The organism is Streptomyces sp. Edi4 (assembly GCF_040253615.1).
GTDB lineage: Bacteria > Actinomycetota > Actinomycetes > Streptomycetales > Streptomycetaceae > Streptomyces.
Genome location: NZ_JBEJGY010000004.1, coordinates 1,570,494 through 1,595,791, shown reverse-complemented (window position 1 = coordinate 1,595,791; position 25,298 = coordinate 1,570,494). Strand labels below are relative to the sequence as shown.

Sequence of the window (25,298 nt, the reverse complement as noted above, 5' to 3'; positions counted from 1 at the left end):
GGGTGTTCGAATCAGGGGGTGACACCAGAACCAACCCCGTCGCCGCCACGGGGCACCCCCATCGGCCGCAGGCTCGTGCTCGGCATGCTCGGGTTCGGTGTGGCGGGCGTCGCCTCCGCACCCTACGTCCAGGGCGGCGTCGAATCCTTCCTCGGCGCCGCCGCCGACAAGGACCCCACCGGACTCACCAGCCTGCTGCCCAACGGCGGCGGCTTCCGCTACTACTCGGTGACCTCATCGGTCCCCACCAAGAGCGCCGCCGACTACCGCCTCACCGTCGACGGCATGGTCACAAGACCCACGACCTACACCCTCGACGCCCTGCGCGCGCTGCCGCAGACCCGTCTGGTGCGCGATGTGCAGTGCGTGACCGGCTGGCGGGTGCCCGGCACCCCCTTCGCGGGCGTCCAGCTCTCGCGCCTCCTGGATGCGGCGGGCGTACGTCCCGGAGCCGGCGCGGTCCGCTTCACCTGCTTCGACGGGGCCTACAGCGAAAGCCTCACCCTCGAACAGGCGCGCCGCGACGACGTTCTGGTCGCCCTGAGCATGCAGGACAAGCCGGTCAGCCACGTCCACGGCGGCCCGGTCCGTCTGTATGTGGCGCCGATGTACTTCTACAAGTCGGCGAAATGGCTCTCCGGGATCACGGTGACGGAGAAGGCCGAGCGGGGTTACTGGGAGGAGCGAGGCTATGACACCGACGCCTGGGTCGGCCGGTCCAACGGACGCGACGACACCCCCACCGCCCCCTGAACTCCCTGGCGCCGTACGGAGGTTCACGCCCGGTGTGCGCTGGGTGCACCGCGTGACGGCCTGGCTGATGGGGGCCTGTGTGATCACTGCGGCGATCCTCTACGTGCCGCAGTTCGCCGAGGCCGTCGGACGCCGCGAACTGGTCGTGCGGGTGCATGAGATCTGCGGAGTGCTGCTGCCGGCGCCGGCCCTCGTCGGGCTCGCCTCACGGGCCTTTCGCGCGGAGCTCGGCCGGCTCAACCGCTTCCACCCCTACGACCGGACCTGGCTGCGCAGCGCACTGCGCCGGCTCCACGCGCCGCGGCCCGCCGGGAAGTTCAACGCGGGGCAGAAGGTGTACGCGGGCTGGATCGCGGGCGCCGCGCTGGTGATGCTGGGCACCGGGGTGCTGATGTGGTTCACCCACCTCGCGCCCATCGAGGTGCGCACGGGCTCCACGTTCGTGCACGACTGGCTGTCGCTGGCCATCGGCATCGTCGTCGCCGGCCATGTGTGGATGGCGCTCGGCGACCCGGAGGCACGCCGTGGCATGCGCACCGGGTCGGTCGAGCGGACGTGGGCGACGCGCGAACACCCTTTGTGGGAGCCGGAGTCGGAGTCCGACGGCGCGGCGGAACGCGCGCGCCTAGATCACGAGTGACAGCAGGAGCACGAAGCCGAGCGCCACCACCGAGATGATCGTCTCCATCACCGACCAGGTCTTGACCGTCTGGCCGACGTCCATCCCGAAGTACTCCTTCACCAGCCAGAACCCGGCGTCGTTGACGTGGCTGAAGAAGAGCGAGCCTGCGCCGACGGCGAGCACGAGCAGCGCCGTGTGCGCGCTGGACATGTCGGCTGCGAGCGGCGCCACCAGACCCGCGGCGGAGATGGTGGCCACCGTCGCGGAGCCGGTCGCGAGGCGGATCGCCACCGCGATCAGCCAGGCAAGGAGCAGGGAGGGGATCGCCCAGTCCTTGGAGAGGTCCAGGATCATGTGGCCGACGCCCGCGTCGATCAGGGTCTGCTTGAAACCGCCGCCCGCGCCCACGATCAGCAGGATGCCCGCGATCGGCGCGAGGGACTTCTCGACGGTCGTCGAGAGCCGCTCCCTCGTGAAGCCGGCGGCCCGGCCAAGGGTGAAGAGGGCGACGAGGACGGCCGCGAGCAGGGCGATCAGCGGCGATCCGACGACGTCGGCGACGCGCTGCACCTGGTCCTTGGGGTCGTCGACGACGATGTCGACCAGTGCCTTGGCCAGCATCAAAGCGACCGGGAGCAGCACGGTGGCCAGCGTCGCGCCGAAACCGGGGCGGCGCTCCAGGTCCTCGGAGGGGCGGGCCGGGATCATCTTGTCGGGGGCCGGGATGTCGACCCAGCGGGCGGCGTACTTCGAGAACACCGGCCCCGCGATGATCACGGTCGGGATGGCGACCACGACGCCGAGGGCGAGGGTGATGCCCAGGTTGGCGCCGATCGCGTCGATGGCGACCAGCGGCCCGGGGTGCGGCGGGATGAGGCCGTGCATCACGGAGAGCCCGGCCAGCGCGGGAATGCCGATCCGCATCAGGGAGTAGTTGCCGCGCTTGGCGACGAGCAGCACCACGGGGATCAGCAGCACGATGCCGACCTCGAAGAACAGCGGAAGCCCGATGATCGCGGCGATGGCCACCATCGCCCAGGGCATGGCCCGTCCGCCGGACTTGCCGGCCTTGGCCAAGATGGTGTCCACGATCTGGTCCGCGCCGCCGGAGTCGGCGAGCAGGCGGCCCAGGATCGCACCGAGCGCGATGAGCACGCCGACCCCCGCGACCGTGCTGCCGAGCCCGGCGCTGAAGCTGGCGATGGCCTTGTCGAGCGGCGCGCCCGCGAAGGCGCCGAGCGCGAGGGAGCCGATGGTCAGGGCCAAGAAGGCGTGCAGTTTGAACCGGGTGATGAGCAGGACGATGACGGCGATGCCCGCGAGTACGGCGATGCCCAGCTGGGTGTGGCCGGCCGAAGTGATCGGTTGCGTGGCGTCCGCTGCCAGGAACTCGACGCTGAGTCTGGTCACGGTGGAAATCCTTAGATGGTGAGCGTTCGCAGCGCGGTGGCGGCGCGCTCCGCGATGTCCTCGGGGGTGCCGCCGACGTCGACGGCGACGCCCGCCTCGTCGGCGCCGAGCGGCTGGAGGGTGGCGAACTGCGAGTCGAGCAGCGCGGCCGGCATGAAGTGGCCCCTGCGCTCCGCCATCCGCCGCTCGATGAGCGCGCGGTCGCCGGTCAGGTGCAGGAAGACGATCCCCGGGGCGGCCGCCCGCAGCCGGTCGCGGTAGCTCCGCTTGAGCGCGGAGCTGCTGACGACCCCGCCGAGTCCGGCGCGCCCGTGCGCCCACGCGCCGATCGCGTCGAGCCAGGGCAGGCGGTCGGCGTCGTCGAGCGGGATGCCCGCGGACATCTTGGCGACGTTGGCCTCGGGGTGGAAGTCGTCGCCCTCGGCGTAGGGGACGCCGAGCCGTGCCGCCACCAGCGGTCCGATGGTGGTCTTGCCGGTCCCGGCGACGCCCATCACCACGATGGTCAGGGGGGAGTTCATGCGGTGGTGCCTCGCTGTCCTCATCGACATCGATGTCCGTCGCGCACACTCAAACCCATTAGGTACGACATATTCAAGAGGTCGTGATGTAAAAGTCATACTTTTGAAGCCTCCTTGCGCCCCCGTAGGCTTGGCCCATGACGACTGGGGCCCGGGGCCTTCACCCGCATGTGCTCGAACGCCTCGGCCTGGCGATCACCGCAGGTGACTACGCGCCGGGCAGCGTGCTGCGCACCGATGAGCTGGCCCAGCGCTTCGACGTCTCGCGCACCGTGGTCCGCGAGGTGGTCCGGGTCCTGGAATCCATGTATCTGGTCGAGTCCCGGCGCCGGGTCGGCGTGACCGTACAGCCGCCCGAGCGGTGGAACGTCTATGACCCGCAGGTCATCCGGTGGCGCCTGGCCGGCGCCGACCGCCCCCGCCAGCTGCGCTCCCTGACCGTGCTGCGCTCCGCAGTGGAGCCGGCGGCCGCCGGGCTCGCGGCCCTGCACGCCACTCCCGAGCAGTGCGCCGACCTCACCGAGCGGGCCCTCGGCATGGTGGCCACCTCGCGCGGGCGCCGGCTGGAGGCGTACCTCGTACACGACGTCGCCTTCCACCGGATCGTGCTCAACGCCTCGGGCAACGAGATGTTCGCCCGGCTCGGCGACGTGGTGGCGGAGGTCCTGACCGGCCGCACCCACCACCGGGTGATGTTCCCCGACCCCGATCCGGCGGCCGTCACTTTGCATGTGCGGGTGGCCGAGGCGGTGCGCGCGCGAGACGCGGCGGAGGCGGAGCGGCTGACCCGGGAGATCGCGGTGGGAGCCCTCCAGGAACTCGACGTCCTCGCGCCCTAGGTACCCTGAGCAACAAAAACAGGCACCGGATACCTTTCGGTTACCTCAGAAACATCTCAAATCTGCCCGTACGTGACATTGGACACTGCCAAACTGTGCCGACAGCGGGGAGTATGGGCCGCCGGCCCGTGCCAGGGTGACGATCTGCATCACCGACGCGAACCGGTCCCGCACGACCGCATGACCCCTCACAAAGGCGAACTACTCCATGAGTGACCGCACCATGCCTGCGGCCGAGCCCCAGAGTGCCCCCGCGGGGGCGAGCACGGGCACCCCCCACATCGACGCCGGTGACGCCGGTTACAGCAAGGACCTCAAGTCCCGCCACATCAACATGATCGCCATCGGCGGCGCGATAGGCACCGGCCTCTTCCTCGGTGCCGGCGGCCGGATGGCGGGCGCGGGCCCCTCGCTGGCCATCGCGTACGCGGTCTGCGGCGTCTTCGCCTTCTTCGTCGTACGGGCCCTCGGTGAGCTCGTGCTCTACCGCCCCTCCTCGGGCGCCTTCGTCTCCTACGCCCGTGAGTTCATGGGCGAGAAGGGCGCCTACACGGCGGGCTGGCTGTACTTCCTGAACTGGTCCACCACCGCCGTCGCCGACATCACCGCGGCCGCGACCTATGCCCACTTCTGGGCCATGTTCAGCAGCGTCCCGCAGTGGGTCTGCGCGCTCGTCGCGCTCGCCGTCGTGCTCACCGCCAACCTGATCTCGGTGAAGTACTTCGGCGAGATGGAGTTCTGGTTCGCGATCATCAAGGTCGTCGCGCTCGTGGCCTTCATGCTGGTCGGCATCTACCTCGTGGTGACCCAGCACGACGTCGACGGCTCCACGCCCGGCTTCGCCAACATCACCAGCCACGGCGGCATCTTCCCGATGGGCATGCTGCCCATGCTGCTGGTCATCCAGGGCGTCGTCTTCGCGTACGCCTCGGTGGAGCTGTGCGGCGTCGCCGCCGGCGAGACGGAGAACCCGCAGAAGATCCTGCCCAAGGCGATCAACTCGATCATGTGGCGCGTCGGCATCTTCTACGTCGGCTCCGTGGTGCTGCTCGCGCTGCTGCTTCCGTACACCGAGTACTCCGAGAACCAGAGCCCGTTCGTCACCGTCCTCGACAAGGTCGGCGTGCCGGGTGCGGCCGGCGTGATGAACCTCGTGGTCCTCACCGCGGCGCTCTCCAGCCTGAACTCCGGCCTGTACTCCACCGGCCGGATCCTGCGCTCGATGTCGCTCGCGGGCTCCGCGCCCAAGTTCGTCGGCGTGATGAACAAGGGCAAGGTCCCCTACGGCGGCGTCCTGTTCACGGCGTTCTTCGGTGTCCTCGGCGTCGCCCTCAACGGCTTCGTGCCCGACGACGCCTTCGAGATCGTGCTCAACTTCGCCTCCATCGGCATCCTCGGCACCTGGGCGATGATCATGATCTGCTCGCTGCTGTTCTGGCGCCGCGCCCAGGAGGGCCGCCTCCAGCGCCCCTCCTACAAGCTGCCCTGGGCGCCCTACACCCAGATCGTGACGCTGGTCTTCCTCGCGGCCGTGGCGTTCTTGATGTGGTACGGCGGGGGAGTGGGCCGCACCACGATCTACTGCCTGCCGATCATCGCGGCGCTGCTCGTCGGCGGCTGGTACGTGGTGCGCAAGCGCGTCGGCGTGCTCGCCGCGGCCAAGCCCGAGGCGTAGCCTCACCGAGTCCCGGCTCCTTCGAGAGGGCGGTACCTCCGACCACGGGGGGCCGCCCTTTCGCGCGTCCGGTCCGCGTCCGCCCCTCGCCGGGTCCGCGTACGATCCACGCCCCGTCGGCGCCCGACCCGCGTCCGAGTCCACGCCGGGCTCATGCCCCCACGTGCCGCAGCCGGGCTGCGGCCGCCGCGAGCATCATCTCCAGGGCGGCCGGATAGGCGCTGCGGCCCATCTCCGCCACCAGGACCGGCGCCGTGGCGGCCACATGCGGATGGGTGTCCGCGCCGAGCGCCGCGTACCGCTCCCGCCAGGTCCGCTCCTCCAGCGCCCGGGACTGCTCGGACAGCGTGAGCACGGTCGCGTCGAGCGCCGCGAACGCCAGCGTCTGGTCCACGAACACGTGGTAGATCCGCACCGCCTCGGCGTCCGGGAACCCGGCCCCGCGCAGGATCTTGAGGATGGTCTCCACCGACCGCATCTCGTGCGCGCGCCCGGTCACCCGCGTGCAGGTGAGCACCGCCGCCCGGGGATGCGCCTGGTAGTCGGCGTGGATGCGCAGGCCGAGCGAGCGCAGGTCCGCCCGCCAGTCGCCGGACGGCCGCCACACGCGCAGGGTGCGCCCGATCAGTTCGTCCGCCACCGCGAGCAGCAGGTCGTCGGTGTCCTGGAAGTACCGGTAGAGCGCGCTCGGATCCGCGCCGAGCGCCGTGCCGAGCCTGCGCACGGTCAGCGCCGCCGCGCCGTGCTCCCCGATCAGGCGCAGCGCCGTCTCGACGATCAGGCCCTCCGACAAGACCGTGCCCCGCTTGGTGGGCCGGCGACGGCGCCGCTCGCCGTCCGCCACCACTCGCTCGCTCATGCGCCGCACCCTACGAACCGGGTGCCCTTATGACAACAGCGTTGACGCAATCGGGCCGCGAGGAGTTCGATGTGCCGCCATCGGGGCCGATGAGCGCCCCTCGGCGAAGGAGCCCGCGTGCGCACTCCCTACGGCAGCGACCCACCCGTTCTGCGCAAGAGCCTCGGCGTCCTGGACGGCGTCGCCATCGCCGCGTCCTCCACGGCGGCCACCACCAGCATCGGCATCGGCCTCGGCGTCACCGCCGGCGCCGTGGGCTCCCACCTGCCGATCGTCATGCTGCTCGCGTTCGTCCCGATCCTGGGCATCGCGAGCGCGTACACCCGGCTCAACAAGGTCGAGCCCAACATGGGCAGCGGCTATGTGTGGGTGGGCCGCTCGCTCAGCCCCTGGCTGGGCTTTCTGACCGGCTGGATCGGCATCGTCTCCACCGTCGTCTTCCTCGCCTACACCACCGCCGTGACCGGCTCCGCGCTGCTCCAACTGGCCGGCGAGACGGGCCTGCGCACCCTCTTCGGCCTTCGCCTGGACCCGGACTCCACGGCCCAGTCCACCGCGATCGGCATCCTCGTCCTGGTCGCCGTCACCTTCACCGCCGTCGTCGGCACCCGCTCGGCCGCCACCCTCCAGAAGTGGCTCCTGGTCTTCGAGTACGCGGTGCTGCTCGGCTTCTGCGGCTACGGACTGATCCAGGGCCCGCACCCCTTCAGCCTCGACTGGCTGAACCCCTTCACCATCCCCTCCGGGCAGGCACTCGCCCAAGGGCTGCTGCTCTCCGTGTTCTGCTACTGGGGCTTCGAGTCGACCTTCAGCGTGAACGAGGAGATACGAGACCCCGAGGACGCCTCGAAGGCGGGCCTCATCACCCTGTTCACCATGCTCGGCCTCTTTTTGCTCGGCTCCTTCGCCTTCCAACGGGTGCTCAGCCAGGACGAGTTGGTGGGCCACGGCGCCCAGGGGCTCACCTTCTTCGGCGACCGCCTCGCCGCCCAGCCGCTCGCGGCCCTTCCACTGGTCGCCCTGGTCTTCTCGGCGACCGCGTCCCTCCAGTCCGGCGTCATCCCCACCGTGCGCGGCATGTTCGCGATGAGCCGCGACCGCACGCTCGGCCCGCTCTGGCTCAAGGTCAGCCCCCGGTACGGGACCCCGGTCGCCGGCACCCTCGCCGTCGGCGCCGTCGCGGCGGCCATCGCCGTGCTCTCGCTGGTCATCCCCAAGATCGGCGATTTGATCCTGGCCTCGGTCAACGCCATCGGGATCGTGGTGTCCCTGTACTACGCGCTGACCGCCCTGGCCGCGGCCGGCCGCTTCCGCGGCGCCCTGAGGACGAGCCCGGGCGAGGCCGTGCGGGCCGTGGTGATCCCGGTGCTCAGCGCGCTCTTCCTGCTCGGCCTCGGCGGCTACCTCGCCTGGACCTTCTACACCTCGGCCGACCACTTCGAAGTCAGCCCCGACAACGGCTGGTTCATGCTGGCCTGCCCGGCGGCGATGCTGCTGAGCGGGTTCGCCGTGGGGGCCTGGGCGAAATGGGTGAGGAAGTCCCCGTACTTCGTCACCGGCCTGTCCGCCACCGAGGCCGGGGCGGCGCCGCAGCTGGGCGCCGCGTCCGAGGCCGTCTGAGCCGTCCGCCAGGATGGCCGGGCACCGTACCCCGAACCGTGTGGCCCACCCGCGCCGGCCTTCCTCGCCCTGCCTCCCGCGGAGAACCTTCCTCCGGCCTCCCGCACAGAACCGCGCCGTCTCCCTGCCTCCCCACAGGGACCTGCCCCACACACAGAACCGCACCTCCCTCCCTGTCCCCCCGCACAGAAACGGATCCCGCATGCGCCACGACCCCGCCGACCTCGTCTTCACCGGCGGCCCGGTCCTCACCCTGGACGCCGCCCGCACCCGTGCCACCTCCGTCGCCGTCACCGCGGGTCGCGTCACCGCCGTCGGACACGACGAGGTGCGCGAACTGATCGGCCCCAGGACCGAAGTCGTCGACCTCCACGGCAAGTTGCTGATCCCGGGCTTCCAGGACGCCCATGTCCACCCGGTATCGGCCGGCATCGAGCTGGCGCGCTGCGACCTCACGGGCACGCGTACGGCGGCCGACACCCTCGCGGCGGTACGGGCCTACGCCGACACCCACCCCGAGCAGGAGTGGATCACCGGCGGCGGCTGGTCCATGGAGGCTTTCGAGGGCGGCAGCCCGACCCGCGACCTCCTCGACCGCGTCGTGCCGGACCGCCCCGTCTACCTCCCCAACCGGGACCACCACGGCGCCTGGGTCAACACCACGGCCCTCACGCTCGCCGGGATCACCCGGGACACACCCGAGCCCGCCGACGGCCGCATCGAGCGCGACGCGGCGGGCGAGCCGACCGGCCTGCTCCAGGAGGGTGCCATGGACCTGGTCGGCCGGCTCACCCCCCGCTCCACCCCCGCCGAACGCCTCGCGGCGCTGCTGCGCGCCCAGGCCCACCTCCACGCGTACGGGATCACCGCCTGGCAGGACGCGATCGTCGGTACTTTCGGCTCGATGGACGACCCCGCCGACGCCTACGGGAGCGCCGCCCGGGACGGCTCGCTCACCGCGCGGGTCGTCGGCGCCCTGTGGTGGGACCGCGAGCGCGGCGCCGAGCAGATCCCCGAACTGGTGGAGAAGCGCCGGGAGTTGGGCCATGGACGCTTCCGCGCCGGATCGGTCAAGATCATGCTGGACGGCGTCGCCGAGACCGGCACGGCGGCGCTGCTCGGCCCCTACCTCGACGCCTGCGGATGCGCCACCGCGAACACCGGCACCAGTTTCGTGGACCCGGAGCAACTGCGTTCCCATGTGACGGAGCTGGACGCGCTGGGCTTCCAGGCGCACTTCCACGCGCTCGGTGACCGTGCCGTGCGCGACGCCCTTGACGCGGTGGGCGCGGCCCGCGAGAAGAACGGGTGGACCGACACCCGCCCGCACCTGGCCCACCTCCAGATCGTCCACCCCGACGACATCGCCCGCTTCCGCGCGCTGGGCGCCACCGCCAACATCCAGCCCCTGTGGGCCTCCCACGAACCCCAGATGGACGAGCTGACCATCCCCTTCATCGGCGAGGAGCGGGCCGGGTGGCAGTATCCGTTCGCGGCGCTGCTGGGCGCCGGGGCGACGGTGGCGGCGGGCTCGGACTGGCCGGTCAGCAGCCCCGACCCGATGCAGGGCATCCACACGGCGGTGAACCGGGTCGCGCCCGGCGAGAAGGGCCCGGTGTTCCTGCCGGCACAGCGCATCACCCTGACCGCCGCGTTCGCCGCGTACACCTCGGGCACGGCGTACGTGAACCACCTCGACGACACGGGCTCCATCCGGGCGGGCGCCCTCGCCGACCTCGCGGTGCTCGACCGCGACCCGTACGCGGGGCCGCCCGAGGAGATCGGCGACACCCGGGTGCTCGCGACCTATGTGGGAGGCCGACGCGTGCACCAGGTCTCCTCATAGGGTGTATTCCTGATACGTCCGACGGCAGGGTAGAGGGAGTGGCGGCATGGCGCAGCAGGTCCAAGGGGTCATCGCACCGGGCAGGAACCAGCCCGTACGGGTGGAGACCATCGTGGTGCCCGACCCGGGCCCCGGCGAGGCGGTGGTGAAGATCCAGGCCTGCGGCGTCTGCCACACCGATCTGCACTACAAGCAGGGCGGCATCAACGACGACTTCCCGTTCCTGCTGGGCCACGAGGCGTCCGGGATCGTGGAGTCGGTGGGCGAGGGCGTCACCGACGTCGCGCCCGGCGACTTCGTGATCCTCAACTGGCGCGCGGTGTGCGGCGGTTGCCGGGCCTGCCTGCGGGGCCGGCCGCAGTACTGCTTCAACACGCACAACGCGCGGCAGAAGATGACGCTCCTTGACGGCACCGAGCTGTCGCCGGCCCTCGGCATCGGGGCGTTCGCCGAGAAGACCCTGGTGGCGGCCGGCCAGTGCACCAAGGTCGACCCGGCGGTCTCGCCGGCCGTGGCGGGGCTGCTCGGCTGCGGGGTGATGGCGGGCATCGGCGCCGCCATCAACACCGGCAACGTGGGCCGGGGCGACTCGGTCGCCGTCATCGGCTGCGGCGGCGTGGGCGACGCGGCGATCGTGGGCGCGAGGCTCGCGGGCGCGGCGCGGATCATCGCCATCGACATCGACGACCGCAAGCTCGCCACCGCCAAGTCGATGGGCGCCACGCACACCGTCAACTCCCGTGAGCAGGACGTCGTGGAGACGGTCCGCGAGCTGACCGGGGGCAACGGCGCGGACGTCGTCATCGAGGCGGTGGGCCACCCCGAGACGTACAAGCAGGCGTTCTACGCCCGCGACTTGGCGGGCACGGTCGTCCTGGTCGGCGTGCCCACCCCCGAGATGACCCTGGAGCTCCCGCTCCTTGACGTCTTCGGCCGGGGCGGCGCCCTGAAGTCCTCCTGGTACGGCGACTGCCTGCCGTCCCGCGACTTCCCGATGCTGATCGATCTGCACCAGCAGGGCCGGATCGATCTCGGAGCGTTCGTCACCGAGACGATCGCGCTCGACGAGGTCGAGAAGGCATTTGAGCGTATGCACGAAGGCGATGTACTGCGTTCGGTGGTGGAGTTCTGATGAGCGTTCGCGCGCGTATCGATCATTTGGTCACGTCCGGCACGTTCGCTCTCGACGGCGGTACCTGGGACGTCGACAACAACGTGTGGATCGTCGGGGACGACGAGGAGGCCGTCGTCATCGACGCGGCGCACGACGCCGACGCGATCCTGGCGGCGCTGGGCGGGCGCACGCTGCGGGCGATCGTCTGCACGCACGCTCACAACGACCACATCGACGCCGCGCCCGCGCTGGCGGATGCGACGGGTGCGCCGGTCCTGCTCCACCCGGACGACCTTCCGCTGTGGAAGCAGACGCATCCGGACCGGCTCCCGGACGGCGACCTCACCGACGGGCAGCGTCTGCCCGTCGCCGGGGCGGCCCTGGAGGTCATCCACACCCCGGGCCACGCGCCCGGCGCGGTGTGCCTGTACGCCCCCTCCCTCGGCACGGTCTTCACGGGCGACACCCTGTTCGCCGGCGGCCCCGGCGCGACGGGCCGCTCCTTCTCGGACTTCCCGACGATCATCGACTCGCTCAGGGAGCGGGTGCTGACGCTCCCGCCGGACACAGTGGTGCGGACGGGGCACGGGGACACGACGACGATCGGCGCGGAGGCGCCCGCGCTGGGGGAGTGGGTGGCGCGGGGGCACTGAGGCGATCGCGTCAGGCCCGGGTCGGCGCCGATCCGGCGGCGCGGGCGTTCGGGTGCGGGGAGCGGTCGCTTCTCGCGCGGTTCCCCGCGCCCCTCAGTATCCGGCGCCGGCCCGCATGGGCATGTTGAGCCTGTCCGGCGATTGAGGACGAGCGCCCTTCAGGCGCGACCGGGGTCTGGGGCGGAGCCCCAGGAGGCTCTTTCACCCCCGGTGGGTACAGGGAAGGGGCGGGGAGGGGCCTGCGAAGCCGGGGCGGAGCCCCGGGTCAGGCCGACGGGCCCGGGCCGGCCCACGCCGAGAGGTGGCGCGCGCTTTCGAAGCGACGCACCCGCCCGTCCACCGGATCGACGAACTCCAGCGCCCTCGCGAGCAGTTGAAGCGGCGCTTCGAACTCGCCCGGCCCCGGCCCCCGCTCCGGCAGCACCACCGGATACACCGGATCGTTCAGAATGGGCAGCCCCAACCCGTTCATATGGACCCGCAACTGATGGGTACGCCCCGTCGCGGGCAGCAACCGGTACCGCCCCAGCGCCCCGCGCCGCTCCACCAGCTCGATCCGGCTCTCCGCGTTGACCTCCCCCGCCTCCTCCCGCGCCGCCATCACCCCCCGCTCCTTCACGATCCGGCTGCGCACCGTCACGGGCAGCGCCACCCCGGGCTCGTGGGCGGCCACGGCTTCGTACTCCTTGCGCACCCGGCGCCCGCTGAACAGACCCTGGTACGCCCCCCGGTCCTCGGGCCGTACGACGAAGAGCGCGAGACCCGCGGTGAGCCGGTCGAGCCGGTGGGCGGGCTGGAGCGCTGGCAGGGCCAGCTCCCGCCGCAGCCTGGCCAGCGCGGTCTCGGTGATGTGCCGGCCCCGTGGCGTGGTGGCGAGGAAGTGCGGCTTGTCCGCGATCACGATCCGCTCGTCGCGGTGGACGATGCCCACGTCGAACGGCACCGGCGTCTCCGGCGCGAAGTCCCGGTGGAACCACACATACGCCCCGGCCCGGTACGCCTCCGTGCCGAGCAGCACCCCATCGGCGCCCACGAACCGCCCCTCGCGCAGCATCGAGGCCACCCGGTCCGCGCCGATGGCCCCCGCGAACCGGCCCATCAGATGATCACCGACCGTCGCCCATGCGCCCTCCGGATCGGCGGGCAGCCGCACACGCACCGGATCGACGCCGTCGCGCTGGGCGAGCGGTGCGGCCGGGGTCCTGGATCTGCGTCTCACGGAACCAGAGAACCCCACCGGGCCCGCCAGAAGCAAGAGAGGCCCAGGTCAGCACCGGTCGCGCACAGGCCACGCGCCGGGCCGACGCATTCCGCGCATCCGCCCCGCACTGCCTTCCGCCCGCCGAAGAGGCATGCTGCCTACAGGGTTTGCGCCGAAACACCCGATTAGTCCCTGTGAGGGCACGCACGGCATGCAGGGCACGTCAAGAACGTAAGGCTTGGGTCCACGATGAGCGAAGAGTCGGTCATGGGCGGCGCCTGCTATCTGCTCACCACGAGTGAACTGGTGCCCGGCGACGTCATCGCGACGGACCCGGAGGGCCCCTGGCTCGTCGTGGTGAGTACGGCGCCCGCCACCGAGACCAGGACCAGACTGCGGCTGCGTCCGCTGACCGGCGGATCCGGCGTGGAACGCGTACTGCCGCGCTACGAACGCCAAGTCGTCCGCAGGTCGCGGGTCGACCCCGAGGGACTGCCCGGGCCCGCGCCCTGGGCGGCACCTCGGGGGAGGCAGGTGGTGGTGACGGGCCTCGGCGCCCTGAGCCCACTCGGCGGTGACGCGCCGGGACTGTGGCAGGGGCTGCTCGACGGCCGCTGCGGGGTGTCGGTGATGCGGGGGCCGGGGTTCGACGGGCTGCCGGTGCGGCTGGCGGCCCGGTCCGCAGTCGACCCGGCCGAGCTGCTGCCGAGGGCGGTGGCCCGCCGGATGAACAGATCCGCCCAGTTCGCGCTGCTCGCCGCCCGCGAGGCCTGGCGCGACGCGGGGCTCGACCCCGCGGGATCCGTCGCGTCGGGGCTGCGCCCGGAGCGTACCGGGGTGTCGATGGGCACGATCATCGGCGGCGCGCCCGTCCTGGTCGAGAACCGGCTCGCCCTGGACGCGCGCGGGCCCCGGGCGGTCTCCCCCCACACCACCCCCATGATCGTGCCGTCCGCTTCGGCCGCCCAGATATCCAAGGACCTGGACATCCGGGGCCAGTCCCGTACCTTCGTGTCCGCGTGCGCGTCCGGCACGGAAGCGATCGGGCAGGCCATCGACGCGGTGCGGGACGGACGGCTCGACCTCGTCGTCGCGGGCGGCACCGAGGCGGTGATCACCCCGGAGATCCTTGCGGCCTTCGCCGCGATGCGGGCCGTGTCGACGCGCAACGACCAACCCGAGCACGCATCGAGGCCGTTCGACGACGCCCGCGACGGATTCGTCCTGGGCGAGGGCGCGGGCATCGTCATCCTGGAGGCCGAGGAGCACGCCCGCGCGCGCGGCGCCCGCGTCTACTGCGAGGCGGCCGGCTGGGGGCTGTCCGCGGACGCGTACCACATGGCGGCGCCGCAGCCCGAGGGCCGGGGCGTCGAGGCCGCACTGCGCCGCGCACTCGCGGACGCGGGCGCCACCGTCGCCGATGTCGCCCACATCAACGCCCACGCCACGGCCACGATTGAGGGCGACCGCACGGAGGCGCTGGCGCTCGGCCGGCTCTTCGGCCACCAGATCCGGGACATCCCCGTCACCGCCAACAAGGGCGCCCTGGGGCATCTTCAGGGGGAGCGGGCGCGGTGGAGGCGGTCGCGGCGGTGTTCACCCTGCGCGACGGTCTGATCCCGCCGACGGTCGGCTGCGACGACCCCGAGGAAGGCCTGGGCCTGGACATCGTCCGTGGCACCCCGCGCCCCCTCCCACCCTGCGGCAACCTGGTCCTCAGCAATTCGTTCGGCTTCGGCGGCCACAACGCGGTGCTGGCTTTGCGAAGGCTGTGACCCTGGGGCGCCGACTGCGTAAACGAGGGGGTGTTCTGTTCTCTCGACGACCTCAAGGCCGCACTCGAGAACTGGGCCAAGGTCTGGAATCACGACGCCCGGCCGTTCAAGTGGACCAAGACCGCCGACCAGATCCTCGACCGCGTCTGCCGCTGCTGCTCACGCATCTCCGAACCAGATCACCGGGGTCATTCCATCGGCCTCGGAAGCGATCGGGAGGGCGTGGCGTAATGGAGACGGAACCCACGCGGCGGCAGGAAGAGCCCGTGACGCTGCCTGCGCGGAAGGAACGTCCCGCACCCCGGCCGGTGGCCGGTTGTCCCGAGTGCGCGCGGCTGGGCCGGCTCCCAAAGGCCGCCGCGATGGAGCGGGACAGCAGCACGATCGCTGGCTGCGACATCCTGCCGCGGATGCACGGGACCGGCCACTGACCCGGGCATGCTCCCCGCCGCCGTGGTGGAGCAGATGGCCGAGACCATGAGGGCCACGGAGACTTCCGCCCGGTGAGGGCGGGAGACGGTCTGACCAGGGCCGTCAAGCAGAAGGTGCGGTGCAGGCATGACCGACCCCCCGCGACAAGACCGAGGCCGGCGGAGAGAAGCCCCCGCCCCAGCCCGCCGCTTAGCCGGCCCCCAACCGTCGAGAGAGGGAATCTCACTGTGACGTCCATGCTGGAAACCCCCGTCGCCCTCCGGCATGGGCGGGACCTTGTCAGTCCCGAGCTGTTCGAGAAGGTGTCGGAGTTCTGCGCGCAGGAGTACGGGCACGAGTTGTCCACCGCCCGTCGGACCGTGGACCAGGCCCTTGCCTTCCTCAAGGTCACGGGCAACACCCGCGCCTTCGACATGACCCCGTCCGACGCCGTGGGCCTCGGATGGCGCTCGTTCGTGCTCCACACCCAGGCATACGCCGCGTGGTGCCACGAACAGGAGTGGATCCTGACCCAGGCAACCCGCTCGTTCGTCTGTGGCAGCGACCGCATCGCCCAGTTCCAGGACCAGGGCTGGCAGCTGGAGCCCGGCGGGAAGCGCGTCTGCTTCGAGTCCACCTGTGCCAACCGGGACCACCTGTGGACCGGCGACCTGACCGTGTACGGCCTCAGTCCTGACCAGGTGGCCGAGCGTTCTTCGCACTACGGGGCGTAGCTCGGTTGCCTTGCCCCCGGGACGGAGCATCTGGGCTGTTGGGCACGTGGTTGGTCACGCCGCACCCCAGAAACGCAGAAAACCCCAGATCAACTGGGGTTCTCGCTGGTGTCCGAGGGGGGACTTGAACCCCCACGCCCGATAAAGGGCACTAGCACCTCAAGCTAGCGCGTCTGCCATTCCGCCACCCGGACAAGGTGTCTGTCTCGCGGGCCGTGCCCGTTCCGACGTGGAAAACAATAGCAAACATCCGGGGGTGCTCGATCACCCTCTTGGCCTGCGTGAACTCCGGATGTCGGGGACGGGCCGCCCTTGGGCGCCGAGGGGGCGCGGGGGCAGGATGGGGAGGACGACACGGAGCGACAGCGGGAGGAAGCAGCGTGAGCGAATCGAGCACGACCCGGACCGGCGGCCTGACCGGCGAGGACGAGGTCGTCGGCCTCTGTCGCGATCTGATCAGGATCGACACCAGCAACTACGGCGACCACTCGGGGCCGGGTGAGCGCGCGGCCGCGGAGTACGTCGCGGAAAAGCTCGCAGAGGTCGGCCTCGAGCCGAAGATCTTCGAGTCGCACAAGGGCCGCGCCTCCACCGTCGCCCGGATCGCGGGCGAGGACCCCTCGCGGCCCGCGCTGCTCATCCACGGCCACACCGACGTCGTGCCCGCCAACGCCGACGACTGGACCCACGACCCGTTCGGCGGCGAGATCGTCGACGGCTGTGTCTGGGGCCGGGGCGCCGTCGACATGAAGGACATGGACGCGATGACCCTGGCGGTCGTGCGCGACCGGCTGCGCAGCGGGCGCAAGCCCCCGCGCGACATCGTCCTCGCCTTCCTCGCCGACGAGGAGGCCGGCGGCACCTACGGGGCGCGCTTCCTCGTGGACAAGCACCCCCAACTCTTCGAGGGCGTCACCGAGGCCATCAGCGAGGTCGGCGGCTTCTCCTTCACCGTCAACGAGAAGCTGCGGCTCTATCTGGTCGAGACGGCCCAGAAGGGCATGCACTGGATGAAGCTGACCGTGGACGGCACCGCCGGACACGGCTCGATGATCCACAAGGACAACGCCATCACCGAGCTGTCCGAGGCGGTGGCGCGACTTGGCCGGCACAAGTTCCCGGTGCGGGTGACCAAGACGCTGCGCCACTTCCTCGACGAGCTCTCCGACGCGCTGGGCACCGAGCTCGACCCCGAGAACATGGACGACACGCTCGCCAAGCTCGGCGGCATCGCCAAGCTCATCGGCGCCTCCCTCCAGAACACCGCCAACCCCACCCAGCTGGGCGCCGGTTACAAGGTCAACGTCATCCCCGGGCAGGCCACCGCCCATGTGGACGGGCGCTTCCTGCCGGGGTACGAGGAGGAGTTCCTGGCCGACCTCGACCGGATCCTCGGCCCGCGCGTCAAGCGGGAGGACGTCCACGCGGACAAGGCCCTGGAGACCACCTTCGACGGGGCCCTGGTCGACGCCATGCAGACCGCGCTCCAGGCCGAGGACCCGATCGCGCGCGCCGTGCCGTACATGCTCTCGGCCGGCACCGACGCCAAGTCCTTCGACGACCTCGGCATCCGGGGCTTCGGCTTCGCGCCGCTGAAGCTGCCGCCGGAGCTGGACTTCGCGGGCATGTTCCACGGCGTGGACGAGCGGGTGCCGGTGGACGGCCTGAAGTTCGGCGTACGCGTCCTGGACCGGTTCATCGACGCGTCCTGAGGCGGGGCCCTGCTGACGCGTCCTGACGCGGAGTCCGCTCCGTTAATCGTCTGAGCGTACGTATCGGACTGAGAAGAGTGAATGTGCTCATATGCTCGTAGCTCCATAACTTCCCCCTCGTTACAGGGTGTGCGGTCCGCGGCTGGGATCGCACCTTTGCCAACAAGGAGGAAATTATGATCAAGAAGGTCGTCGCTGCTGCGGCTGTCACCGGTTCTCTGGTTCTCGCGGGCGCGGGCATTGCCGCTGCCGACGCGGGCGCGCAGGGCGCCGCCGTGAACTCCCCGGGCGTCGCGTCCGGCAATGTCCTCCAGGTCCCCGTTCACGTGCCGGTGAACGTGTGCGGCAACACGGTGTCCGTGATCGGCCTGCTGAACCCCGCCTTCGGCAACACCTGCGTCAACAAGTGACGTTGTGCCTCTACCCGTGAGGGTCTGAGCCGGGCGGCCCCGGAGTGCGCGCCATGCACTCCGGGGCCGCCGGGCGTTCCACCTCGGGCGCGACGGCGCGACCGGGTTTTCCGCAAGGCAGAGGGCAGGGGAACGAATCCATGCGACAGGTCACCCGCAAGTCACTGATCACCATGGCGGCCGCGAGCGGTGTCATCGCCCTGGGCAGCGGCGCGGCGCACGCCGACTCGGGGGCTCAGGGCAGTGCGTCGAACTCGCCGGGCGTGCTGTCCGGCAACGCCGTCCAGGTGCCGGTGCACGTGCCGGTCAACGCCTGCGGCAACACCGTCACCGTGATCGGCGCGCTCAACCCGGCGTTCGCCAACCACTGCGCCAACACGGGCGGTGGGCACCGGGGCGGCGTCGGAGCGGGCGCCAAGGGTCACACCAGTGGCTCGCCCGGCGTCGGCTCGGGCAACACCATCCAGGCGCCCATCGACGTCCCCGTCAACGTGTGCGGGAACAGTGTGAACGTGGTGGGCGTCGGCAACCCGGTGTTCGGCAACGACTGTGTGAACGGCGAAAGCGGCCACCAGCGCCACCCGCAGCACCCGGGCCACCCACAGCACCCGGGCCGGCCCCACCACCCCGGGCACCCGGGGCAGCACCAGCCGCCGTGCACGCCGGGGCAGCCGGGCCACCCCGGCGTTCCGCAGCACCCCGGTCAGCCGGGTCACCCCGGCCACCCCGGTGTGCCGCAGCACCCGGTGGGGCCCATCGCGCACCAGCCGGGCGCGCCCGCTCACCCGGCCGGGCCGGCGATGCCCGTCGGTACGGGTCACACCGCCGCCCCGGTCACCGCCGTCGTGGCCGCCACCGCGCGCACCAGCGCCCCGGCCGCGCTGGCGCACACCGGCTCGGACGGCATGGGCTACGCCGTCCCGGCCGCCGCGGGGCTGCTCCTCGGCGGCGCGGTGCTCTACCGCCGTGGACGTGCCGCGCGCTAGCACCACGGCCGCGCCACACGGCGGATCGGACGGAGCGGGCCCCGCACACGCGGGGCCCGCTCCGTCGTCACCCCGTGCGTGCCCGCGTCACCACGTGGCACGCACCTGACGGATGATCCGCCTGCGCAGCCGCACTCGGCGGCTTCCGTCGCGACGCAGACTCAGTCGGTCCAACTCCCAGTGTCCGTACTCGGCATGGTCGGTCAGCAGACGCGTCGCTTCCTTGCGGGACACCCCGCGCGGCACGTACACGTCGACAAATTCGTATTCCGGCATCGCATCTATTGTGCGGGCAGAGGCCCGGTACGGATAGCGTCTGCACTATGTCTGATGCTGCGCAGCCCACCGCTGCCGAGGTACGTGCCGCCGCCGAGGCGGTCAAAGCCGCGCTGGACCGTCACCTCGATGCGGTGGAACGCCGCACGGGGGACGACGATCCGGACGTGTACGAGGCCTTCAACGCGCTCGCGGCGGCAGCCGAGGCGTACGACGAACGGCTCTACGACCGCTACGACGAGGTGACCCCCTTCGAGATCCCCGGCGCCGACGACTCCCTGCCGCCCTACGCGGGCCCGGAAGAACCGCACGCCCTCAGCGTCCTCATCCGGCGCGACTACGCCGTGGCCGAGCCCCAGCGGCTCCTCGCCCAGGCCCGGCGGATCACCGATCTCGACCCCGGCGTGGACGACGCCGACGACGCCGGCGTGGCCGAGCACACCCTGCCGGTGGTCGGCAGCAGCGTCCATGCCGCGCTCGGGGTGCTCTTCGGCGAGTACGAACCGGACGAAATCGCCTCGCGGCACAAGGAGTTCGGCCTGGAGGAGGGCGATTCCACGCTGTGGGTGTCGGCCGTCGACGAGCTGCCCGAGCCGGGGGAGTGGCTGAGCACGCCGTTCGACCACGCCGACCCCCAGCGCGTGGTGTGCCGCTTCGACGTGAGCGCCGTCTTCGACGAGGAGGAGCTGGAGGACGACCTCGACGACGAGGACGATCTGCGGCCCGCACCCTGAGTCCCCGTCCACCACGGCAGAGGCCGCGCACCCCGCCCGGGGTGCGCGGCCTCCGCCGTGTGCGTGGGGCGCCGCCCGGCTACTCCCCGGTCTTCAGAAGACCCCGCAGCAGCGGCGCGAGCCGGGTCGTGCGCGGCGGCGGCAGGACCTCCGCGACCGCGCGGGGCAGAGCCTGGTCGACGCCGTGGACCACGGACAGATGCCGCTCCGCCCGGCCGAACGCCGTATACACCCAGGCCCGGTTGAGCCCCTGCGCCGCGTCACCCGGCAGCACCACGACCACCGCGGGCCAGCGCATCCCGGCCGCCTGGTGCGCGGTGAGCGCCCAGCCGTGCCGCAGCGCGGACTCGACGCGCTCCTTCGGTACGAGGACGGGCGTGCCGGCGCAGTCGAGCCGCAGGCCCTCCGCGTCCGCCCCGACGACCGTGCCCGTCACCGTACGGCCCACTACCTCCGCGTACGCCACCCGGTCGCCCGGGTCGAAGCCGCCGAAGCGGCCGGGGCCGGGGTTGAGGCGCTGCTTCAGGGCCGCGTTCAGCGCGCGGGTTCCCGCCGAGCCGCCGTGGCCGACCGTCACCACCTGGGTCTGCTCGGCCGGGATGCCGATCGCCCGGGGGATGGAATCGGCCAGGAGCTGCACCGAGCGGTGCACGGCCTCGCCCGCGTCCCGCACGGGGACGATCACGACCTCCTTGCCGGGGGCCTCTACCTGGTTGAGCTCGCCGATGCCGATGCCGGAGACCAGCTCGCCGACCGGGCCGGGGTCGGGGACGCGGGAGGCCACCACCGGGCAGATCCGGGCGGTCAGCACATCCTGGAAGACCAGACCGGCGCCCGCCGGGCGGAGCACACCCGGGTCGCCGCTCAGGACGAGCCGGCAGCCGTCGGGCAGCGATTCCACAAGCATGGCCGCGGTCTCCACGTCCAGCTGTGTCGCGTCCTGCACCACCAGGACGTCCAGGGCGAGCGCGCCCTCCGCGTCCCGCCCCGGGCCGTCGGCGGACAGCAGGCCCGCGACGGTGAACGCGGCCAGCGGGCCCGTCAGTTGGGCCAGGCGGCGCTGTCCGTCCACGGTGTGCGCCGCGCCGGCGGCCCGCAGTCCGGCGGCGGCCGCGGCCGTCACCACCGAGGCCGACTCGGCGCGCGCCGCCTCGCCGCCGGTGTGGGCGACCAGGCCGCTGCCCGCGACCGCGCGGACCAGCTCCCCGGCGTCTGGCCACACCGAACCGTCGTCCCGCACCGGTGCGTTGAGCAACCGGGCCAGGCCGTCGGCCAGGCTCTCCTCGGCCAGCGCGTACCGGTCGAGCCCGAGCAGCACCTCGACAGGCTCCGCCGGTTCGCCGTCCTCGGTCTCCGGCGCCGCCTCGGTCCGGACGTCGTCCGCGCCCTCTTCCAGGCCGGGCCGGTCCGGGAGGCCGTCCTGGAAGACCAGCACCACGCCCTCGGCGACGGCCTGCTGCACCGCTTCGTCCGGGTCGGGCACGGACCGGGCGGCCAGGGCCTTGCGTACGTCGTCCGCGAGCAGCGCGGTGTGCCCGCGCGCGGCCGCCTGTTCCAGGATCCAGCCCACGAGCGCGGCCGACCTGCGCTCGTCGTCGGGCCGGCACGCCTCGCCGAGCAGCGCCCGCGCGAAGCCGTCGGCCTGCTCGGGGCGTACCCCGGGCACCGCGAGGAGCTGCCAGGGGTCGCCGCCCAGACGTTCGGCCGCCTGTTCGCCGAGGACGCCGGTGACCTGTACGGCCAGTGTCTCGGGGGCGCCGCCCCGGGTCAGCACGGTCCGTACGGCGGCCAGCGCCTCGGCCGATGTGGCGGGCGGCTGCGCCGGTTCTGGCGCGCGGGGGCGGGCTGCGGCGGCGTCCTGGGCGGGGCCGGGGCCGGGGGCGGGCCTGCGGGGGGCGGGCGGGGGGCCGGCGAAGAACGCGGCGCCCGACTTCTCGCCCTTCTCCACGGCCCGCACCGCCGCGAGCAGGTCGGCCGCCTGGCCGCTCAGCTTGGTGCCGGCCGGGATCGGCGCCTCCTTCTCGGCCTTGCGCCGCTCGATCCTGGCCCGCAACTCCCGCTGCGCCGCGAGTTCGGCGGCCGCCTCGGAAATCCCAGCCCCGTCGGCGTCAACCCCGGCTTCCGGGTTTCCGGGTGCGTCGGAGTTGGCGCCGTCGGTTTCCGCATCCCCGGGCGCGTCATCACCGGGGTCGGCCTCCGGCTCCCCGGCGGCGTCGGCAGTGGCGTCCGAATCCGGGCCGGCAACCGCGTCGGCGTCAGCGTCCGCTACCTGGCCCCCAGCTGCGTCAGCGTCGGCCTCCGGGGTTCCGGTCGCGTCGGCGTCGGCGTCCGCTACCTGGCCCCCAGCTGCGTCAGCGTCGGCCTCCGGGGTTCCGGTCGCGTCGGCGTCGGCGTCGGCGTCCGCTTCCGGGCTCCCGGCTGAGTCGGCGCCAGCATCAGCCTTCGGCGTCCCAGCCGCGTCGGCGTTGGCGTCCGCATCCGGCCCCCCGGCCGTGCCGGCCAGCGCATCGGCCTCCGGGGTTCCAGTCGCGTCGTCGCCGGACTCCGAGGCACGGGGCAGGTCGGCGCCGACCGCCCCGGTGGCATCGTCGCCCTGGCCCTCGCCCCCGGCGCCCCCGGCGCCCCCCGCGCCCCCGTCAGCCGCCTCCGCCCGCGCCGCCGCGACCTCCGCCACCCCCACCTCGACCGCCTCCGGCGTACCCTCCGCCACCGGCCCGGCGGGGCCGTTCGCGGTCGCGACTCGGGCCACCTCCGTCTCGGCGGGTTCGTCGGCCGTGGATCCAGGGGCCGAGCCCTGGGGAAGCGCAGTCACAGCGTGCTCCAGTCCTGATCGGGATAGCGGTGCACGGGCGCCGACACATCGTCGAGCGCCTGGCAGATCTCGTCAGGAAGACTAAGGGTCTCCACTGACAACGCCGCCGCGAGCTGGTGTGCCGTGCGCGCGCCGACGATCGGCGCCACCACTCCCGGCCGGTCCCTCACCCATGCCAGCGCCACCTGAAGGGGTGTCGTGGCCAGACCGTCCGCGGCTATCGCGACCGCGTCCACGATCCGGCTCGCCGCGTCGTCCAGGTAGGGCGCGACGAACGCCGAAAGACCCTCCGACGCGCCCCGCGAGTCCGCCGGCGTGCCGTGCCGGTACTTGCCCGTCAGGACGCCACGACCCAGCGGCGACGAGGGCAGCAACCCCACACCCAGGTCGAGCGCGGCGGGCAGCACCTCGCGCTCCACCCCGCGCTGGAGCAGCGAGTACTCCATCTGCGTGCTCGCGAGGCGGGTCCGGGTGCCGGGCGCGGCGAGCTGCCAGGTCGCGGCCTTGGCGAGCTGCCAGCCGCTGAAGTTGGAGATGCCCGCATAGCGCGCCCGCCCGCTGGCGACCGCGATGTCCAGCGCCTGGAGGGTTTCGTCCAGCGGGGTCTCGCAGTCGAAGGCGTGCACCTGCCACAGGTCCACATGGTCGGTGCCGAGCCGTTCGAGCGAGGCGTCCAGCGCGCTCAGGAGGTGGCCGCGCGAACCGTCGAACCGGCGGTCGGGGTCGGGCACGCTGCCCGCCTTGGTCGCAAGGACCAGGTCCCCGCGCGGCACCAGACGCTCCATCATCCGGCCGAGCAGATACTCCGCGTCCCCGCCGCCGTACACGTCGGCCGTGTCGATCAGTGTGCCGCCCGCTTCCCAGAACCCCTTCAGGAGGTCGGCGGCGTCCTGCTCGCCGACGTCCCGGCCCCAGGTCAGGGTGCCGAGCCCGATCCGGGATACGCGCAGGCCCGTGCGGCCGAGATGCCTCTGCTCCATGGGCGCGAGATTACTGGCCAAGGACCTGCGGGGAGAGAGCCTGTGGACAACTCGGCCCTGCCGCATCACCGCGGCGCGCGCTAGAGTCCCCGGCACAGGAACGTTACTCATGAGTAAGACGCGGGAGCGGACGCGCACGGACGCGTCCTGACGAGTAAGGGGATCGGCCATGCGGCTCGGCATCAACCTCGGCTACTGGGGCGCGGGAATGGACGGCGACAACCTCGCCGTGGCCAAGGAGGCGGACAGGCTCGGCTACGACGTGTGCTGGGCGGCCGAGGCCTACGGTTCGGACGCGCCCACCGTGCTCGCCTGGGTCGCGGCCCAGACCGAGCGCATCGACGTCGGCTCGGCGATCCTCCAGATCCCGGCCCGCCAGCCCGCGATGACCGCGATGACGGCCGCCACCCTCGACTCGCTGTCCGGCGGCCGCTTCCGCCTCGGCCTCGGCGTCTCGGGACCGCAGGTCTCCGAGGGCTGGTACGGCGTCAAGTTCGACAAACCGCTGGCGCGCACCCGCGAGTACGTCGAGATCGTCCGCAAGGCGATGACGCGCGAGCGTCTTTCCTACGAGGGCGAGCACTGGACGCTGCCGCTGCCCGGCGGCCCGGGCAAGCCCATCAAGCTGACCGTGCACCCCGAGCGCGAGCACATCCCGCTCTACATCGCCGCGATCGGCCCGAAGAACCTGGAGCAGACCGGTGAGATCGCCGACGGCGCCCTGCTGATCTTCCCGGCCGCCGAGCACATCGAAGCCACCGCGATCTCCCATCTGCGCGCGGGCCGCGAGAAGGCCGGTCTGAGCATGGAGGGCTTCGACGTCTGCCCCACGCTGCCGATCGCGCTCGGCGCCGACGCGGACGTCCCGGCGCTCGCCGACATGTTCCGCCCCTACACCGCGCTGTACGTCGGCGGTATGGGCAGCCGCAAGCAGAACTTCTACAACCAGCTCGCCCAGCGCATGGGATACGAGAAGGAAGCCGCCGAGATCCAGGACAAGTACCTCTCCGGCGACAAGGCGGGCGCGGGCGCCGCGGTGCCCCAGCAGCTCATCGACTCGACCACGCTGCTCGGCTCGGTGGAGCGCATCGCCGACCGGATGGAGGCCTACGCCGCCGCCGGTGTCACCACCCTCACCCTGGCCCCCGCCGGCTTCACGCTCGACGAGCGGCTTGCCTCGTTGCGCGCGGGCACCGAGGCGCTGGAGCGCGCGGGCCTGGCGTAAGGGGGTAGGTGTACCGCGGCCGTGGTGGGGGCTCGGGGGTCTTCCCCGCCACGGCCGTCACGTCTATCAACGCCCGGGCCGCCCGCGCGGTTACGGTGCGGGGGGCACCGCACATTCCTTCGTTCGGCCC

General features: G+C 72.1%; 24 protein-coding genes and 1 tRNA gene. 17 read left to right on the top strand and 8 right to left on the bottom strand.

The window, feature by feature from the left end; genetic code table 11:
* Window positions 1-18 precede the first annotated feature (18 nt).
* Together ABR738_RS09270 and ABR738_RS09265 are read left to right on the top strand one after the other, a co-directional pair.
* Window positions 19-753, top strand: a complete 735-nt coding sequence (locus ABR738_RS09270) for a molybdopterin-dependent oxidoreductase (RefSeq protein ID WP_350229487.1) — start codon at window positions 19-21, stop codon at window positions 751-753.
* Entirely contained in the window at window positions 692-1,393 is a 702-nt protein-coding gene (locus ABR738_RS09265; RefSeq protein WP_350229486.1) for a cytochrome b/b6 domain-containing protein, read from the top strand. The genes ABR738_RS09270 and ABR738_RS09265 overlap by 62 nt, the downstream gene beginning before the upstream one ends.
* Here ABR738_RS09265 and ABR738_RS09260 read toward each other — a convergent pair.
* Both ABR738_RS09260 and ABR738_RS09255 read right to left on the bottom strand, forming a co-directional pair.
* Window positions 1,379-2,785 carry a GntT/GntP/DsdX family permease gene (locus tag ABR738_RS09260; protein WP_350229485.1) on the bottom strand — a complete coding sequence of 469 codons (1,407 nt, stop codon included), beginning with the start codon at window positions 2,783-2,785 and terminating at the stop codon, window positions 1,379-1,381. The genes ABR738_RS09265 and ABR738_RS09260 overlap by 15 nt on opposite strands.
* An 11-nt stretch (window positions 2,786-2,796) precedes the next feature.
* Complete coding sequence (locus ABR738_RS09255; protein WP_350229484.1) at window positions 2,797-3,306, bottom strand: gluconokinase; 510 nt, start codon at window positions 3,304-3,306, stop codon at window positions 2,797-2,799.
* 137 nt (window positions 3,307-3,443) lie between these two features.
* Between ABR738_RS09255 and ABR738_RS09250 the strand changes: the two genes are divergently transcribed.
* Window positions 3,444-4,145, top strand: coding sequence for a FadR/GntR family transcriptional regulator (locus ABR738_RS09250; protein WP_350229483.1), 702 nt, complete (start codon window positions 3,444-3,446; stop codon window positions 4,143-4,145).
* A gap of 208 nt (window positions 4,146-4,353) precedes the next feature.
* Window positions 4,354-5,820, top strand: coding sequence for an amino acid permease (locus ABR738_RS09245; RefSeq protein ID WP_350229482.1), 1,467 nt, complete (start codon window positions 4,354-4,356; stop codon window positions 5,818-5,820).
* 151 nt (window positions 5,821-5,971) lie between these two features.
* Here ABR738_RS09245 and ABR738_RS09240 read toward each other — a convergent pair whose 3' ends face one another.
* On the bottom strand, window positions 5,972-6,679 hold the full coding sequence (locus tag ABR738_RS09240) for a TetR/AcrR family transcriptional regulator (protein ID WP_350229481.1): 708 nt from the start codon (window positions 6,677-6,679) through the stop codon (window positions 5,972-5,974).
* 117 nt (window positions 6,680-6,796) lie between these two features.
* Between ABR738_RS09240 and ABR738_RS09235 the strand changes: the two genes are divergently transcribed.
* The 4 genes from ABR738_RS09235 (at window position 6,797) to ABR738_RS09220 (ending at window position 11,912) form a co-directional block, all read left to right on the top strand.
* Complete coding sequence (locus tag ABR738_RS09235) at window positions 6,797-8,299, top strand: APC family permease (protein ID WP_350229480.1); 1,503 nt, start codon at window positions 6,797-6,799, stop codon at window positions 8,297-8,299.
* A gap of 202 nt (window positions 8,300-8,501) precedes the next feature.
* Window positions 8,502-10,145, top strand: a complete 1,644-nt coding sequence (locus ABR738_RS09230) for an amidohydrolase (RefSeq protein ID WP_350229479.1) — start codon at window positions 8,502-8,504, stop codon at window positions 10,143-10,145.
* Window positions 10,146-10,191: 46 nt separating this feature from the next.
* Window positions 10,192-11,277 (top strand): S-(hydroxymethyl)mycothiol dehydrogenase, encoded by a 1,086-nt coding sequence (locus ABR738_RS09225; protein ID WP_350229478.1) that lies wholly within the window; start codon window positions 10,192-10,194, stop codon window positions 11,275-11,277.
* The gene (locus ABR738_RS09220) at window positions 11,277-11,912 is read left to right on the top strand and encodes an MBL fold metallo-hydrolase (protein ID WP_350229477.1); all 636 of its coding nucleotides are present in this window, start codon (window positions 11,277-11,279) and stop codon (window positions 11,910-11,912) included. Before ABR738_RS09225 ends, ABR738_RS09220 begins: the two co-directional genes overlap by 1 nt.
* A gap of 265 nt (window positions 11,913-12,177) precedes the next feature.
* Here ABR738_RS09220 and ABR738_RS09215 read toward each other — a convergent pair whose 3' ends face one another.
* Window positions 12,178-13,131 carry a pseudouridine synthase gene (locus tag ABR738_RS09215; RefSeq protein ID WP_350229476.1) on the bottom strand — a complete coding sequence of 318 codons (954 nt, stop codon included), beginning with the start codon at window positions 13,129-13,131 and terminating at the stop codon, window positions 12,178-12,180.
* Window positions 13,132-13,362: 231 nt separating this feature from the next.
* Between ABR738_RS09215 and ABR738_RS09210 the strand changes: the two genes are divergently transcribed.
* The 4 genes from ABR738_RS09210 (at window position 13,363) to ABR738_RS09195 (ending at window position 16,033) form a co-directional block, all read left to right on the top strand.
* On the top strand, window positions 13,363-14,730 hold the full coding sequence (locus ABR738_RS09210) for a beta-ketoacyl-[acyl-carrier-protein] synthase family protein (protein ID WP_350229475.1): 1,368 nt from the start codon (window positions 13,363-13,365) through the stop codon (window positions 14,728-14,730).
* A complete protein-coding gene (locus tag ABR738_RS09205; protein WP_350229474.1) occupies window positions 14,688-14,888 on the top strand; it encodes a hypothetical protein in 201 nt (66 codons plus the stop codon). The genes ABR738_RS09210 and ABR738_RS09205 overlap by 43 nt, the downstream gene beginning before the upstream one ends.
* A gap of 30 nt (window positions 14,889-14,918) precedes the next feature.
* Complete coding sequence (locus ABR738_RS09200) at window positions 14,919-15,119, top strand: hypothetical protein (RefSeq protein WP_350229473.1); 201 nt, start codon at window positions 14,919-14,921, stop codon at window positions 15,117-15,119.
* A gap of 437 nt (window positions 15,120-15,556) precedes the next feature.
* Entirely contained in the window at window positions 15,557-16,033 is a 477-nt protein-coding gene (locus ABR738_RS09195; protein WP_350229472.1) for a hypothetical protein, read from the top strand.
* 106 nt (window positions 16,034-16,139) lie between these two features.
* Here the strand turns inward: ABR738_RS09195 and ABR738_RS09190 are convergent.
* Window positions 16,140-16,227 (bottom strand) — tRNA-Leu (locus tag ABR738_RS09190).
* A gap of 186 nt (window positions 16,228-16,413) precedes the next feature.
* Here ABR738_RS09190 and ABR738_RS09185 point away from each other — a divergent pair.
* From ABR738_RS09185 to ABR738_RS09175, 3 genes are all read left to right on the top strand, one after another.
* Window positions 16,414-17,745 carry a M20/M25/M40 family metallo-hydrolase gene (locus ABR738_RS09185; RefSeq protein WP_350229471.1) on the top strand — a complete coding sequence of 444 codons (1,332 nt, stop codon included), beginning with the start codon at window positions 16,414-16,416 and terminating at the stop codon, window positions 17,743-17,745.
* A 176-nt stretch (window positions 17,746-17,921) separates the two neighbouring features.
* Window positions 17,922-18,155 carry a chaplin gene (locus tag ABR738_RS09180; RefSeq protein WP_350229470.1) on the top strand — a complete coding sequence of 78 codons (234 nt, stop codon included), beginning with the start codon at window positions 17,922-17,924 and terminating at the stop codon, window positions 18,153-18,155.
* Window positions 18,156-18,295: 140 nt separating this feature from the next.
* Window positions 18,296-19,141 (top strand): chaplin, encoded by an 846-nt coding sequence (locus ABR738_RS09175; RefSeq protein ID WP_350229469.1) that lies wholly within the window; start codon window positions 18,296-18,298, stop codon window positions 19,139-19,141.
* Window positions 19,142-19,228: 87 nt separating this feature from the next.
* Here the strand turns inward: ABR738_RS09175 and ABR738_RS09170 are convergent, their stop codons facing one another.
* Window positions 19,229-19,417, bottom strand: coding sequence for a DUF5703 family protein (locus ABR738_RS09170; protein ID WP_018535088.1), 189 nt, complete (start codon window positions 19,415-19,417; stop codon window positions 19,229-19,231).
* A 47-nt stretch (window positions 19,418-19,464) separates the two neighbouring features.
* Here ABR738_RS09170 and ABR738_RS09165 point away from each other — a divergent pair, with 47 nt between their 5' ends.
* The gene (locus ABR738_RS09165; RefSeq protein ID WP_350229468.1) at window positions 19,465-20,151 is read left to right on the top strand and encodes a hypothetical protein; all 687 of its coding nucleotides are present in this window, start codon (window positions 19,465-19,467) and stop codon (window positions 20,149-20,151) included.
* A gap of 79 nt (window positions 20,152-20,230) precedes the next feature.
* Here the strand turns inward: ABR738_RS09165 and ABR738_RS09160 are convergent, their stop codons facing one another.
* Both ABR738_RS09160 and ABR738_RS09155 read right to left on the bottom strand, forming a co-directional pair.
* The gene (locus tag ABR738_RS09160) at window positions 20,231-22,711 is read right to left on the bottom strand and encodes a helix-hairpin-helix domain-containing protein (RefSeq protein ID WP_502964213.1); all 2,481 of its coding nucleotides are present in this window, start codon (window positions 22,709-22,711) and stop codon (window positions 20,231-20,233) included.
* Window positions 22,712-22,959: 248 nt separating this feature from the next.
* On the bottom strand, window positions 22,960-23,943 hold the full coding sequence (locus ABR738_RS09155; RefSeq protein WP_350229466.1) for an aldo/keto reductase: 984 nt from the start codon (window positions 23,941-23,943) through the stop codon (window positions 22,960-22,962).
* Window positions 23,944-24,112: 169 nt separating this feature from the next.
* Here ABR738_RS09155 and ABR738_RS09150 point away from each other — a divergent pair, with 169 nt between their 5' ends.
* Entirely contained in the window at window positions 24,113-25,168 is a 1,056-nt protein-coding gene (locus tag ABR738_RS09150; RefSeq protein ID WP_350229465.1) for an LLM class F420-dependent oxidoreductase, read from the top strand.
* The last annotated feature ends 130 nt before the right edge of the window (window positions 25,169-25,298 follow it).